The organism is Novosphingobium sp. SG919 (assembly GCF_012932495.1).
Taxonomy (GTDB): Bacteria; Pseudomonadota; Alphaproteobacteria; order Sphingomonadales; family Sphingomonadaceae; genus Novosphingobium; species Novosphingobium rhizosphaerae.
This window is the reverse complement of sequence record NZ_JABCNG010000001.1, coordinates 1,829,393-1,843,606: the sequence shown is the minus strand read 5'-3', so window position 1 is coordinate 1,843,606 and position 14,214 is coordinate 1,829,393. Positions and strand designations below refer to the sequence as shown.

Here is a 14,214-nt window from a genome sequence, read left to right as displayed (position 1 = left end):
CATTGGCGTCAATGCGTGGCGCAATCCAGACGCACTTGCGCGTCCATGCCCAGCTTCACCCGCGCCAGGCTCACCGTCATGGCGCCGGGCGTGGACAGGATCAGTGGCGCATCCACTGCGCCGACGCTGGCGCCGGCCTTGCGCAAGCATTGCAGCGGCACGCCCAGCGTGGTCCAGCTACCGCGCGGCAGCATGTCCAGCGTGCCCAGTGGCAGGCGCGCGGTCTGTGCGCCGCTGCGCATGGCCAGGGTCACCGGTGCGGTCGGCTTGGCGTCCAGGCGGATCGTGGCCACCAGCATCATTTCCCCATTGGTCTCGCGCGAAAGATCGGCCGGCGCGTGGGTGGTCAAGGCCAGGGCAGCCTCGCCCTTGGTGCCGGAAAAGGCAAAAGTGCGCGCGCCTTCCTGCACCTGGTAATCGGTGGCGGTGATCGCCACACCGCTATCGGCCACGTTGGCCGGCACGCTGGTGATCCGGGTGATCCCGCCGCTGGCCGGGTTCTGGATTTCCAACGACCAGCCCGGCGTCGGCACGCCTTTCTGGAAATATTCGGTAGTGCTGCCCGCACTGTCGTCCACGCCCGATTGTTCGGGCAGCGGCGTCCATGCCGCCACCGGCGTCTTGAGCGAAAGGCCATGGCCGAGGGGATAGAGCGTGGGGCCGCCGGGCACCCCCGTCATCGGCCAGCGGAACGGCAGGCGACCGGTGAAATCGTGGGCCACGCTGCCATCGGCCTTGCGCAGCAGTCCATCGGCGAGGCCCGCGCCTTCCGAGCCGGGCAACCACGCCACCACAAAGGCATCGGCGGTGTTGAGGAACGGATTGGTATAGAGCGGCCGCCCGGTCAGCATCACGGCCACCACCGGCACGCCGGCCGCCTTCAACTTGCGCATGGTTTCCAACGGGGCACGCTGGTCGGGCTTCAGTTGCAGGCTGCGCACGTCGCCCTGGAATTCGGCATAGGGCGTTTCGCCAAAGATCACGATCGCCGCATCCGGCTTTGGCCCGGCAAAGCTGCCATCGGGCGAAAGCGTGGCCGTGCCACCGGCCCCGCGCACAGCTGCATCGATTCCCTGCCAAAGCGTGGTGGCGCCGGGGAACAGCTTGGGATCAAGCCCGGTGCCTTGCCAGGACAGCGTCCATCCGCCCGATTGACGGGCGATGTCGTCGGCGCCGTCTCCCGCCACCAGGATGCGGGACTTGGGCGAAAGCGGCAGCAGGCCGCCCTGGTTCTTGAGCAGGACCAGCGATTCCTGCACGGCCTGGCGCGCCACCGCGCGGTGGGCGGCGCTGCCCAGTAGATCGAACTGCCCGGCCAGCGGACGGGAAGAGGGGCGCCCCGCCTCGAACAGGCCGGCGCGCATTTTTACGCGCAGCACCGCACCCACCGCTTCGTCCAGCCTGGCCATCGGCACGGTGCCGTCCCGCACCTGGGCAATCAGGCTGTGATACAGCGCTTTCCAACTGTCTGGCGCCATCAACAGGTCGATCCCGGCGTTCACCGCCTGCGGGCAAGAGGCGTTGCTGCAACCAGCCACCTGGCCGTGCGCGTTCCAGTCGCTCACCACCAGCCCGGCAAAGCCCATCCGCTTTTTCAGCACATCGGTCAGCAGGCTCTTGTTGCCGGTCATCTTCACGCCGTGCCAGCTTGAAAAGCTGGCCATGACCGACAGGACACCGGCATCGATCGCGCTGACATAGGGCTTAGCGTGCACCTTGATCAGCGTGGTTTCGTCGATCACCGCATCGCCCTGGTCGCGCCCCTCGAACGTGCCGCCATCGGCCAGGAAGTGCTTGGCGGTGGCAATCACGTGCGGCCCGGCCAGCACTGGCCCGGAATTGGGCTTGCCCTGAAGCCCTTCGATGAAGGGCCGGGCATAGCTAGCCACCAGTGCCGGATCTTCGGAATAGCCTTCATAGGCGCGGCCCCAGCGGGTATCCTGCGGCACAGTGATCGTGGGGGCAAAGGTCCAGTCGATGCCCGTCACGCGCACTTCGGCGGCAGTCACGGCGGCGATCTTCTGCAACAGCGCCGGGTCATGCGTGGCACCCAGTGCGGAATTGTGCGGAAACAGCGTGGCGCCCACGATGTTGCTGTGCCCGTGCACGGCATCGGTGCCCCACATCACGGGGATGGCCACGCCGCCGTCACGCTTGTCGACCGAGGCATCGTAGAATGCGTCGGCCAGCTTGAGCCATTCCGGCGCCGGGGCATAATCGTTGCCGCCCGGCCCGGCATTTCCGCCGTTTAGCACCGAGCCCAGATGATAACGGTGCACGTCTTCGGGCGTGACGGTCGAAAGGTCGGCCTGGAGGATCTGCCCGACTTTTTCTTCCAAGGTCATCCGCTTGACCAGGGCAGCGATGCGGCGTTCCATGGCTGGGTCGGCGCGCCAGGGCCATTGCGCGCGCGGCCAGAGATCGGGATGCGCCTTGGCCGCCGCGTCCGTTGGGGCAGCAGGCGCCGCCTGCGCGGCGGCAGGTGTGCCGGTGCCGGCCACCAGAGCCAGGGCGAGGGCGGCCATGGCGGTGTGCGTGCCGATGCGGTTCGCGCGAAGCGGCCGCTGGCGGTTGGGCAGGTGCCGGCCGGGTTGGAGCAGGGAACGGACCATTCTAGGCATCCTTAATTAAAGAAAGTTGAAATAATTTTTTGGTTTTCTGCGCCGGGCTATGCCAGTAATGACCAGAATAAGACCAGCTGGCGCGATTTTGGCACGTGGGCGTACGTTTCTACGTTGTGTCGCGGGCGGCGCGTGGCATTAGACGGAAATGGGATCGAGGCACGATGATCAGGTTGAAACCGCCCCGGATGGCAGCCTTGCGGCAGGGCCGGGCGTAATGGCGGGCGATCAAATCCGCCTGTCCGGCACCAATCTCGAACGGGCGGCCGATCACAACCAGCGCGTCACGCTGCACGCCATCCGCGTCAACGGCCCGCTCACGCGCATCGATCTGGCGCGGATCACGGGGCTGACGCCACCGGCCATCGCCAACATCACCAAGCGCCTGATGACAGACGGCCTGATCGAAGACGCTGGCCAGCGGCGCGGCGGTCGCGGACAGCCGGCCACGCGCCTGGTTATCAACCGCACCGCTTGCTATGCCATCGGCGTCAATATCGATCGTGATCATATCACGCTCGTTCTGGTGGATTTCACCGGTGCCGTGGTTGCCGGCGTGACGCAGGATATCGCCTTTCCCATGCCCGCCGATGTGCGCGCGCTCTATTGTGGGTCGATCCACCGCTTGCTGGACGAGGCTGGCGTCGATCCAAAGCGTCTGGTGGGCGTCGGCGTGGCCAAGCCCGACGATTTCGGCCTGGTCGATCTGCCCGGCCGCCCCGCCGATTTCGCCTGCTGGGAAACGACTGACCTCGCTGCGGTTTTCCAGGGGCCGTTCGATCTGCCGATCTTCGTCGAAAACGATGCGGCAGCCGCTGCCATGGGCGAACAGCAACTCGGCCATGGGCAAACCTGTTCCAGCTTCTTCTACATCCTGGTGTCGTCGGGCCTGGGCGGCGGCCTGGTCGTGGATGGGGCCTATTTCCGCGGTGCCAATGGGCGTAGCGGTGAAATCGGTTTCCTGCTGGCGCGGGCAGAAGGCCAGGCCCCGCACCAGGTGCAGGATACCGTCTCGCTTTCCGGCGTCCGCCGGGCGCTTGATGCCGCCGGCCTTGCGGTAAGCGACCTGCGCGGCAATCCTGACGATCCGCGGCTCGATGCGCCGATGACCGCCTGGGTGGAAAGCGCCGCCGAAGAACTGTGCGATCCGCTGATTGCGGTGAATTGCCTGATCAATCCGGCCGCGGTTTTCGTGGGTGGCCGCCTGCCGGCGCGATGGGTCGATGCCTTGGCCGATCGGCTCAACCATTTGCTGCAACAGCGCGGACGGCATGTTCCCGTGCTGTCTCCGGTGCAACGCGCGCTTCTGGCCGAAGATGCCCCGGCGGTGGGCGCGGCGATCCTGCCGTTCAGCCATTTCCTGCTGCCCGCCGCGCGGGTGCTGTGGACGGCCGACGCGGCGGATTGACGCGCCGACCCGGGCGATACCTGCCGGCAGAGTCACGCTGCCACCCGCGCTCCTGCCTGGGCATGATGGTCGAGCGCTGCCAGCGCGAGTGCCACGGGGCCAAGTGGCCCGGCCTTGTCGCCCAGGCCCGGTGCGCAGCAGAAATCCGCAGCTTCCGGCACCGTCATGTATCCCGCCACGCTTTCGCGCAGGGCCGCATGGATCATGCCGATCAATTGCGGCTGTCCCTGGATCACGCCACCACCGAACAGGATGCGACGCGGCGCCGTGGTCAACAGCATCGTGTGGCACATTTGCGCCAGGGGGTGGGCCACTTCGTCCCACACCGGATCATCGGATGCGATGGCGTGGATCGCGCGCTCGCCCAGCCGGGCCTTGATCGCCGGGCCCGATGCCAGCCCTTCCACGCAATCGCCGTGATAGGGGCATGCGCCCGGCCAGGCATCGCCGCTGCGCCGTGCCACGCGAATGTGGCCCAGTTCGCAATGCGCCAGGCCGCGCGTGGGCAGGCCGTTGACGATCAGCCCCACGCCCACCCCGGTGCCCACGGTGACATAGGCATAGTCGGCCAGCCCTTGCGCGGCGCCCCAGCGGCCTTCGGCCACGGCGGCCGCGTTTACATCGGTATCGAAACCCCAGGGGCCATCGTGCCCGGCGCGCAGTGCGCCCAGCACGTCGGTGTCGCGCCAACCGGGTTTTGACGTGCTGGTGATATGCCCGTGGTTGGGCGCTGCGGGATCAAGTTCGACCGGCCCGAACGAAGCAACGCCGATTGCCGCCAGCGGCCCGGCGCTGCGCCACTTGGCCAGCAGGGCGGCGAGCGGTGGCAGGGTCTGTTCCGGTGCCAGGGTGGGCAGGGTCTCTTGCTCGAGAATAGTACCATCGGCGCTGGCCAGGCTGGCGATGCACTTGGTGCCGCCCAATTCGATTCCGGCAAGGCGCACTTCAACCATGTCTCAAACGTCCTTTTTACAAGATGGAGGGCGCCGGTGGGCCATGTCAGGCCGCAATCGGGCTGACAGGCGCTCCTGCGGCAATATGCGCGATGAAATCGCGATGGGGCCGTGCGCTGGCCGCAGCCGAAGCCACGGTTTCGCGCATGCGGCGCAGCGCTTGCGCAATTTCATCGTCGGTAAAGTGATCGGCCATCGGATCGTGCGCGGCGGGCAGCCAATCGAAGCCGGCGTACATCGACAGCCAACTGGGATCGAGAAAGCTTTCCCATTCATAGCGCACCAGCCGGCCGCGCGCGCGGAACAGGCGCAGCTTGTGGGCAAGCATCTCGGGCACCTCGGCATCGCGCAGGCGGTCCCAGAACGGTTCGCCCAGGCGCCGGTTGCCCAGGTAATGCAGGATCAGGAAATCGCGGATGCGGGCATATTCCAGCCGCGTCGCACGGTTGAATTCGTCGGCCAGCGCCGGATCGAAATGGGCATCGGGAAAGAAATCGGCCAGCCGCTCGATCGCGGTCTGGATCAGGGTGATGCTGGTCGATTCCAGCGGCTCGAGAAAGCCCGCCGCCAGCCCCATCGCCACGCAATTGCCCGCCCAGAAACGCGCGCGGTGCCCGGCGCCAAAGCGGATCAGGTTGGGCTCGGCCAGCGTCTCGCCCTCCAGGCGGGACAGCAGCTTGGCGGTCGCCTCGTCGTCGGAAAGCATGGCGCTGGAATAGACATAGCCGTTGCCCACGCGGTGCTGCAGCGGAATGCGCCATTGCCAGCCGGCCTCGCGCGCGGTGCTGACGGTATAGGGCCAATCGCGCGATGTATCGGCCGCACAGGGAATGGCCACGGCGCGGTCGCACGGCAGCAAGTGCGTCCAGTCATTCCATTCGACGCCCAGCGCCTTGCCCAGCAGCAAAGAGCGAAAGCCGGTGCAATCGATGAACAGGTCGCCGTCGATGGTGCCATGATCCTGAGTGACCAAGTGGGCGATATGGCCGCTCTCGCCGTCGAGCGCCACGTCAACGATCACGTCGTCGATATGCCGAACGCCTTGGGCCACGGCGCGGCCGCGCAGCATCGCGGCAAAACGGCTGGCATCGAAATGCACCGCCCAGTCGAACACCGCCAGATCGTTGACCGGCTTTTCGGGCGGCAGCATGAACGCGCCGCGCGCCGCCATCTGGGTGCACAGGCTGTATTCGCCAAGGTCATGGCCCTGGCCGGCATGGTGCAGCTTGAGCCAGTATTGATGGAACGGAACACCGCGCGAAGGCATGCCGTACAAGCCGAACGGATGGAAGAAGCGGTGGCCGGGGTGGGCCCAATCCTGGAATTCGATGCCTAGTTTGACCGTGCCACCGGTGGCGCGCAGCACGTCGATTTCCGAAACGCCGATCGCGCGGAAATAGTCGCGGATGCCCGGCACCGTGGCTTCACCCACGCCCACCGTGCCGATCGCGCTCGATTCCACCACGGTGATGCCCACGCCCTGGCGCGCCAGACGCCCGGCGAAATAGCACGCCGCCATCCACCCGGCCGTGCCGCCGCCCGCGATCACGATCTGGCGAATTGGCTGGGCTTGTTGTGCGGCTGGCATGTCGATCATGGCAACACCTTGTGGGCTTGAAGCGAAAAGACCCGCCGTCCGGGGAGGAAGTGGACGGCGGGTCAGTCGGGAGGTTCGGTTATGAAGCCTCGTGTGACAAGCAGATTAGAACTTGGTCCGCGCCCCGATCAGGAAGCGGCGTTCATAGATGTTGTTGAAGGCCTTTTGGTCGGGGAACGAGAGGTAGTACCGCTCGTGTTCGCCGGTCAGGTTCGACCCTTGCGCATAGATCGTCAGGCGCTTGCTGAAGTCATACGAGACCGATGCGTCGACATAGTTGGTCGGCGCCTGCATCAGCGTAAGCCCGGTGACGCCGGCAAAGTTGGTCTGTTCGACGCGGGCCGAGCGATAGTTCCAGGCGACGCGGGCCTGGAGACCATACTTTTCGAACCACAGTGCGGCGTTGACCTGGTGCTTGGAATTGTCCTGGAACGGCAGCTTCTTGCCGGTCAGGTCGGTGCCACCGGCGTTGGAGTCCGACAGCGTATAGTTCAGGTCCACGCCAAAGCCGCTCAGCGCGCCGGGCAGGAAGTCGAAGCCGATCTTGGCGCCCGCTTCCAGGCCCTGGAGATAGCCGCCGGTGCCCTGGACCTGCGAGTTGATGAACACGGTGCTGCGCACCACGCCATCGAGATCGGGCAGGTCCGTCCGCTTCACGGTGTCGGTCTTGACGAAGCTCTTGATGTCCATGCGATAGAGCCCGAAACTCACCAGGCTGGTGCGGTTCAGGTAATATTCGAACGAGAGTTCGTAGTTGGTCGACCGCCACGGATCGAGTGCGGGGTTGCCGTTGGAATTGCCACCCGAAACGCGGAAGATCGGCGGGTTGAACGTGGTGTCGATCGCATAGTTCAGGTCAAGACCACCGCCCCACTGCGCCAGATCGAGCAGGGTCATGTTCTTAGAGAACGCGGCGCGCACGCGGAACTTTTCGGTCACGTCGAGCGAGGCGTTGAGCGCCGGCAGCCAGTCGGTGAACGAGCGGTGGGTATAGATGTCACCCACGTCGCTGGCCGGGAGGCCATAGGGCTGGCCCGGGCCCGAGATGTTCTGGCGCACGTTGAACGTGGTGTTGATCACGCGCAGGCCGGCGTTGCCGCGCAGCGCCATGCCACCGATCTCGGTGTTCCAGTTGAGCTGCCCATAGGCAGACTTCTGGTGCAGGTTGATCGAGTACGACCGGCCCGGAATGACGAATTCCTTGTTGCCGGGATAGAAGCTGTTCTGGAACGACAGGGCATCGTCCATCGCGTGCGGATCGAGCGCGTAGAACGAGCCGACGCCGCCCACGGGCACGTTGTACTTCTTGAGGTACTTGGAAATCGTCGCGTCATTGCCCAGGCGCGTCAGACCAGCGGTGTAGAACCCGTTGGCATCGCCCGCCGAACAGCCACTGTTGTTCATCTGGACGTCGAAGGCCTTCCACTTCACATAGCAGCCATTCGCGTCGGACGCACCCTGGCCGCCGTAAAGCGGGGCCGCACGATCGAAGTAATAGGCTTCCGCCCCGCGTTCGCCATAGCGCGCGCCGAAATCGAACGAGATATCGGGCGAGAACTCATAGCTGGCGTCGAAGCGCGCGACCTTGAGGTCGGAATTGGAGCGGTAGTTGTTTTCCGAAGACGTGGTCTTGAAGCCATAGGCCGCCTGGTTGGACAGGTTGCTCGCCAGCGCGCTGGGCAGGTTGAAGTTGGGCATGTCGCCGCGATAGTCGATCGTGGCCGGCAGGGTGTTATAGGTATAGCCCAGCGGGTTGAACGTGCGATCACCGCCCAGCGCCGCCGGATAGTGGCCCACGCCGTTGAACCACTGCTTGCCGTTCGACAGGCTCAGCTGGAAATAGCTGTCGTCAAAGTTCTTGTGCGCCTTGCCGTAAAGGCCGCGCAACGTCGCCTTGAACGGCCCGCTGTTATAGCGCAGTTCCAGGTTGAGGTTGATCGAGTCCGACTTGGTGCGGCCAGTTTCGGAATAGCTGTCGAAATTCTGCAGGGTGTAGTTGTACTGGTCTACAACGTTGAAGTTGTAGCCATTGATCTTCACGCCAGTATCGCGCGAATGGCCCGGCACGAAATCGGCCGCCTGCCAGTTCACCGCCTGGAATTGGAAGCCGGCGGTGCGATCGTACTGCGTCTGCTTGGTGTAGAACCCGTCGGCGACCAGGTCGAGCTTGTCGTTCAGGTGGGCCTGGAACGAACCGTTGAGGCCAAAGCGTTCGCGCGAGGTGATGCGGTTCCAGCCCGTGTGCGCCTGGGGCGAGAAATAGGTGTCGTTGGCGTCGCCATCGCCGTTCACGTCCACGCCGGTGACGTTGCCGCCCGACAGGATCGACGTACCGCGCGTGGGATCGTCGAAGCGGAAGCCGCCATAGCTCGTGGCGTCGCCGATCGATTCATTGGCGAGGCGGCCGCCGTAGTCGCGCTGGATGCCCGAATAGGAGTTCGAGAGGTCAACCTTGGAGTACGATGCCGAAACCAGGAAGCCGACGTCATCGCCGCGCCAGGCGAGCAGGCCGTTGACCGAAGGGTTCCACTTCTTGGCCTTGTCGCCATAGGAACCTTCGACGGCGGCGGCGCCCGAAAGACCCTGCTTGAAATCGAACGGGCGGCGCGTGAGCAGATCGATCGTGCCGCTGATGCCCGACGCGATCAGCGAGCCGGTGGGCGACTTGATCACGTTCGCGCCTGAAAACAGCTGCGAGGGGATGTCGGTGAAATTGGGCTGGGTGGTGGTGATCGAGTTGGCGCCCAGATAGGCTTCGCCGTTGAGCAGGGTCTGGACCTGGGGCAGGCCGCGCACGTTGACGCCGGCACCTTCGCCCGCGTCGCGGCGGATCTGCACGCCCGGAATGCGCTGCAGCGAGTCCGAGATCGTCACGTCGGGAAGCTTGCCGATGTCCTGCGCGGAAATCGCGTCCACCACGCTGGCGCTGTTGCGCTTCACGTCGATCGCGCGGGCGATCGAGGCGCGAATGCCGGTGACGATGATCGCTTCCTCGGGCGTGGCGGCAGCGCTGTCAGCAGCGGCAGCGGTATCGGTCGACTGTGCCGATGCCAGCGCTGGCGCGGCGAGCGCGATAACCGATGCCGCGTGACACAGCACGCGGGAACGAGACGCAAAGGATCGCATCGAAGTTTCCTCTCCTGAAGATCGTAGGCTTTGCTTACGATTAAACAATTTTGTTTTATCTATTTGCCCGCTCATGCGGTTTGCGTCAAACGCTTTCTGAACATTTCTGAAATGAAGCGAAATTTCGCATTGTTAATCAAAGGTATAGGACGCGATAACGCGGTGCGTTCGACGCCGATCAACGAAATCTCGATTCGTTGCAGGCATGCGTGCACAGGCACAAAAAAGCCCTCCGGATCACTCCGGAGGGCGCGGTCTTTGGTCCTGGGGCAGATTGTCAGGCCAGGCTGTCGATCACCTGCGCCAGCGCCACATCGCGCGAACTGATGCCGCCAGCGTCGTGCGTGGTCAGCCAGATGTCGATACGGTTGTACACATTGGCCCACTCAGGGTGATGGTCCATCCGCTCTGCGGCAAAGCCCGCTTGCACCATGAACGCCATGGCGGCTGGAAAATCGGCAAGGACGATCTGCCGATGCAGCGCGGCGCGCGCAGGGTCATGCCGCCATTGCGGCAGGAGCGCCAGGGCCTGCGCCAGTTCGGGCTCGGTCAGCGGGGCGATGGTTCGGGCGAGGGGCATGCAGATTCCTCAAACGGCAGGTTGCGGCTGGGCCGTCGTGCGGTTTTGCCGGGCGTAGGCTTGGGTGCCACGGTGCCACACGCGATCCTGCGGGATCACTGCCTCGGGGGCAAGCACCGGCGCACCGGCCGCAGCGGCATAGAGCGGGGCGAAGTCGGTGTTGCGCGTCTGGTCGAGCAATTGGGCAAAGCTGTCGATCACGAAATAGCTCTGCTGATAGGCATCGATGCGATAGTCGGTGCGCAGCAGGCGCGCCAGGTCGAAGCCGAGGCGATTGGGCGAGGGATCGTCCAGCGCGAACAGGCTTTCGCCATGGGACGATACGATGCCCGCGCCATAGATGCGCAAGCCTTGGGGCGTGTGCACCAGGCCGAATTCCACGGTATACCAGTACAGCCGCGCGAGGTTGGTGAGCGCGTCCATCCCCTGCGCGCGCAGGCCGCCTTCGCCGTAAGCCTGCATGTAGTCTGCAAAAACCGGATCGGCGAGCAGCGGGACATGGCCGAACACGTCGTGAAACACGTCGGGTTCGGAAAGATAGTCCAACTGGTCGGGGCGCCGGATGAATCGCCCCGCCACGAACCGCCGGTTGGCCAGGTGATCGAAGAACACCGCATCGGGCACCAGGCCGGGCACGGCCACCACTTGCCAGCCGGTGGCGCGATGGAGCCTGTCGGAAAGTTCGGCAAAATCGGGAATGCCGGGCCGCGACAACCGCAGCATGTCCACGCCGGCAAGGAACTCGGGTGCGGCACGATCGTGCAACATCTGCACCTGCCGCGCAAACAGGGTGTCCCACGTGGCGTGATCGGCGGCGGTGTAGCTCGCCCAATCCTGCGGAACGGTCCAATCTGCGGCGGCGCCAGGCGGCGGCGTGGTGGGAAGATCGCTGGCCATCGCAGCAGTGTGACGCAGCGTGCCTGCAATGTCCTTTCATATTCCCGCCGCGATTACGAGGTAATGAAGCAGCTATTTCGGTAAGCTGGCATTTATGATAAATTTCTATCGGAAAGTTCGCTGCGGTGCAAAATGTGCCGCATGATTCGACCCGTACATGATGTTGAAGATCCGGCATGACCGCCCCGCTCGCACTCGACAGTCTCGACCGCCGCCTGCTTCAGGCGTTGCAACGCCAGGCCGATCTCAGCCACGCGGCTTTGGCCGAAGTGATCGGCACGTCGCCGGCGTCCTGCTGGCGACGGATCAAGGCGCTGGAGGATGCAGGCGTCCTCGGACCGGCGGTGCGGCTGCTCGACCCTGCTGCCGTGGGCCTGTCGCTCGACGCCGTGTGCCAGGTGCGGATGAAATCCCATGATGCCCAGGCGCGCGGCAGTTTCGAGCAGTTCGTGATGGACCGGGACGAGGTGCTGGAATGCCTCTCGATGTCGGGCGAGTGGGACTACCAGTTGCGCATCGTGGTGCACGATATGGCGCAATACGAGCATTTCCTGATGCACGCCCTGCTGCGCCATCCGGCCGTGGCCACGTCCGCCTCGCATTTCGCGCTCAAGCGGATCAAGGCCACAACGCAGTTGCCAGTCTAGCCGCCGTGGCTGCCGATGATCCCGTAGAGATCGGGCCGGCGATCGCGGAACAGCCCCCAACTCGCGCGCTGTGGCGCAATCTCGTCCAGGTCGAACGTGGCGGTGACCACCGCTTCGCCCACACGTGGGGCCTGCGCGACCAGCGCGCCAAATTGGTCGGCGATGAACGATGAGCCGTAGAACGTGATGTCGCCATCCTCGTTGGTTTCAAACCCCACGCGATTGGAGGCGATGACCGGCACCATGTTGGCCCCGGCATGGCCTTGCATCACACGCTGCCAATGCGGCTGGCTGTCATAGCCGGGAAAGGCCGGTTCGCTGCCGATCGCGGTGGGATAGAGGATGAGTTCCGCCCCTTGGAGCGCCAGGGCACGCGCGCATTCGGGAAACCACTGGTCCCAGCAGATGCCCGCGCCGATGCGGCCAAACGCGGTGTCCCACACCTGGAACCCGGTATCGCCTGGCGCAAAGAAGTATTTTTCGCGATAGCCCGGCCCCTGCGGAATGTGGCTTTTGCGATAGAGGCCAAGCTCGCTGCCATCGGCATCGATCATGGCCAACGAATTGAAATGGGCCGATCCCACTTGCTCGAAGAAGCTGATCGGCAAGACCACGCCCAATTCCGCCGCCAGATCGGCAAACCGTGCGATCACCGGGTGATCCGCCCATGGGCGGGCCAGGGCAAAGTGCCCGGGTCGCTCGTCGGCACAGAAATAGGGCGTCTCGAACAGTTCCTGCAACAGGATCACCTGGGCGCCTTCGTCGGCGGCCTCGCGTACCAGCGCTTCTGCGCGGTCGAGATTGGCGGCAAGATCCCACGTGCAGGCAAACTGGGTGGCGGCAACGGTCACTGGGCGCATGGCTGGCCTCCATCGGGCAGGAAGTACGGGGCGGGCTGGTGCTGGGTGATGCAATGGATCGAGCCGCCGCCATAAGGCAGGGTGGGCAACACCAGCTGAACCACCGTGCGATCGGGAAATGCGGCCCCCACGGCGGCGCAGGCAGCAGCATCCTGGGGTACACCGTGGCCGGGCATGATCACCGCGCCATTGGCGATATAGAAATTCACGTAGGATGGCTGGTGGCGCGCGTCCTGCGCATCGATCGTTGGCGCGGCGGGCAAGTCCACGATCGCAAAGGGCCGTCCCCGCGCGTCGCGCTGGGCAAGAAGCGCGGCGCGGTTGGCCGCCAGCGTCTTCGCCCGCCGCCCGCTGGCGGTGGCCGGATCTTCCATCATCACCACGCCGGGCCGCACGATCGCGGCCAGGCAATCGACATGGCCGTCGGTTTCCACTTCACCGGCATCGCCGGGCAACCACACGATCTTTTCCGCGCCCAGTGCGGCCAGCAATTCGGCCTCCACCTGCGCGCGGGTCAACCCCAGGTTGCGATTGGCGTGGAGCAGGCAACTCTCGGTTGTCAGCACCGTGCCTTGTCCGTCCGAAAGGATCGCCCCGCCTTCGGCCGTCAGCGGGCAGGTGACCAGCGGCAGGCCCAGATGCTCGGCAATGGTCCGCTTGAGCGCGGCATCGGCGGCATAAGGATGGTACTTCTGGCCCCAGGCGTTGAACGCCCAATTGACCACGGCCAGCCCCCCCTTGCTGCCCCGCACGAACGTGGGCCCGGAATCGCGCATCCAGCTATCGTCGATCGGCGCCACGAACGGCGTGACAGCATCGCCGCACAATGCGCGCACTTGCGCCACGTCGGCGTCCCGGCAGACCATGACGACCGGCTCGAACCGGGCGATGGCGCGGGCCACTGCGGCGAAATCGGCTTGCGCTTCGGCGAGGCGGCCGCCCCACAGCTCCGTACGGACAGGCCATGCCATCCAGCAGGCGCTGTGGCGTTCGGTTTCCGCTGGCATGAGGAATTTTTGCGAAAGATAGGGCGACATATCCAGCCGCATGGGGTTTGCCTTTTTGCCATTGATGGCATCAGGGCCGTTTATCGGCCCGGTGCATCGCCATCATGGCGCAGGGCAGCGCGGCTGCCAAACGCGACCTTTTCACGCTTTTGGTGAAAAGGATTCACGCCAAGTCACGCGGCAAACCGCGCAATCGCGGCCAGTTCGGCATCATCCAGCCCGCGCTGGTGCAGCTCGCCGATCAACGCGCCATCGGGGGCCTTGCCCGCACGGGTAGCGCAGGCAAACCGGCGCACCGCCTCCAGGCGCGGATCGGCCAGCGGCATCGGCGCGTTGTCACCGAACAGGCGCGTCATCCAGCGCTTCAGGCGGGTTTTCTCGTGGCTGGGCACGGCCGGGGCGCGGCAGCCGATGCTGTCGGCATCATGGGCGCCAACATGGGCGGCAAGCCAGTCCTGGCGGGAGAGGGCGGGTGAAACGGTTGCGGTCAGCATGGCAATCCCCTTGGCGAAATAGGT

11 protein-coding genes are annotated in these 14,214 nt (G+C 65.0%); 2 read left to right on the top strand and 9 right to left on the bottom strand.

From position 1 onward, the window contains the following. Positions 1 to 8 precede the first annotated feature (8 nt). A complete protein-coding gene (locus tag FHT19_RS08260) occupies positions 9 to 2,612 on the bottom strand; it encodes a glycoside hydrolase family 3 protein (protein ID WP_248290319.1) in 2,604 nt (867 codons plus the stop codon). Between the two features lie 226 nt (positions 2,613 to 2,838). Between FHT19_RS08260 and FHT19_RS08255 the strand changes: the two genes are divergently transcribed. Continuing rightward, positions 2,839 to 4,029, top strand: a complete 1,191-nt coding sequence (locus tag FHT19_RS08255) for an ROK family transcriptional regulator (RefSeq protein ID WP_211184749.1) — start codon at positions 2,839 to 2,841, stop codon at positions 4,027 to 4,029. 32 nt (positions 4,030 to 4,061) lie between these two features. Here FHT19_RS08255 and FHT19_RS08250 read toward each other — a convergent pair whose 3' ends face one another. From FHT19_RS08250 to phhA, 5 genes are all read right to left on the bottom strand, one after another. Further along, positions 4,062 to 4,982 carry an ROK family protein gene (locus tag FHT19_RS08250; protein ID WP_169474552.1) on the bottom strand — a complete coding sequence of 307 codons (921 nt, stop codon included), beginning with the start codon at positions 4,980 to 4,982 and terminating at the stop codon, positions 4,062 to 4,064. 46 nt (positions 4,983 to 5,028) lie between these two features. Next, positions 5,029 to 6,579: a tryptophan halogenase family protein gene (locus FHT19_RS08245; protein WP_248290318.1), complete on the bottom strand. Its 1,551-nt coding sequence runs from the start codon at positions 6,577 to 6,579 to the stop codon at positions 5,029 to 5,031. A 105-nt stretch (positions 6,580 to 6,684) separates the two neighbouring features. After that, positions 6,685 to 9,705, bottom strand: a complete 3,021-nt coding sequence (locus tag FHT19_RS08240) for a TonB-dependent receptor (protein ID WP_169474551.1) — start codon at positions 9,703 to 9,705, stop codon at positions 6,685 to 6,687. 277 nt (positions 9,706 to 9,982) lie between these two features. Beyond that, positions 9,983 to 10,285, bottom strand: a complete 303-nt coding sequence (locus FHT19_RS08235; RefSeq protein ID WP_169474550.1) for a 4a-hydroxytetrahydrobiopterin dehydratase — start codon at positions 10,283 to 10,285, stop codon at positions 9,983 to 9,985. A 9-nt stretch (positions 10,286 to 10,294) separates the two neighbouring features. Further along, positions 10,295 to 11,182 (bottom strand): phenylalanine 4-monooxygenase, encoded by an 888-nt coding sequence (gene phhA / locus FHT19_RS08230; RefSeq protein ID WP_169474549.1) that lies wholly within the window; start codon positions 11,180 to 11,182, stop codon positions 10,295 to 10,297. A gap of 176 nt (positions 11,183 to 11,358) precedes the next feature. On the opposite strand from phhA, the gene FHT19_RS08225 reads away from it, so the two are divergent. Beyond that, positions 11,359 to 11,829: an Lrp/AsnC family transcriptional regulator gene (locus FHT19_RS08225; RefSeq protein WP_169474548.1), complete on the top strand. Its 471-nt coding sequence runs from the start codon at positions 11,359 to 11,361 to the stop codon at positions 11,827 to 11,829. On the opposite strand, the gene aguB is transcribed toward FHT19_RS08225, so the two are convergent. The 3 genes from aguB to FHT19_RS08210 all read right to left on the bottom strand — a co-directional run bounded on the left by aguB (position 11,826) and on the right by FHT19_RS08210 (position 14,190). Next, complete coding sequence (gene aguB / locus FHT19_RS08220; protein ID WP_169474547.1) at positions 11,826 to 12,689, bottom strand: N-carbamoylputrescine amidase; 864 nt, start codon at positions 12,687 to 12,689, stop codon at positions 11,826 to 11,828. The two genes, FHT19_RS08225 and aguB, sit on opposite strands and share 4 nt — an antisense overlap. Further along, positions 12,677 to 13,738, bottom strand: a complete 1,062-nt coding sequence (locus FHT19_RS08215) for an agmatine deiminase family protein (RefSeq protein ID WP_169474546.1) — start codon at positions 13,736 to 13,738, stop codon at positions 12,677 to 12,679. Before FHT19_RS08215 ends, aguB begins: the two co-directional genes overlap by 13 nt. Positions 13,739 to 13,869: 131 nt before the next feature. Further along, a complete protein-coding gene (locus FHT19_RS08210) occupies positions 13,870 to 14,190 on the bottom strand; it encodes a hypothetical protein (RefSeq protein WP_246865920.1) in 321 nt (106 codons plus the stop codon). Between the last annotated feature and the right edge of the window lie 24 nt (positions 14,191 to 14,214).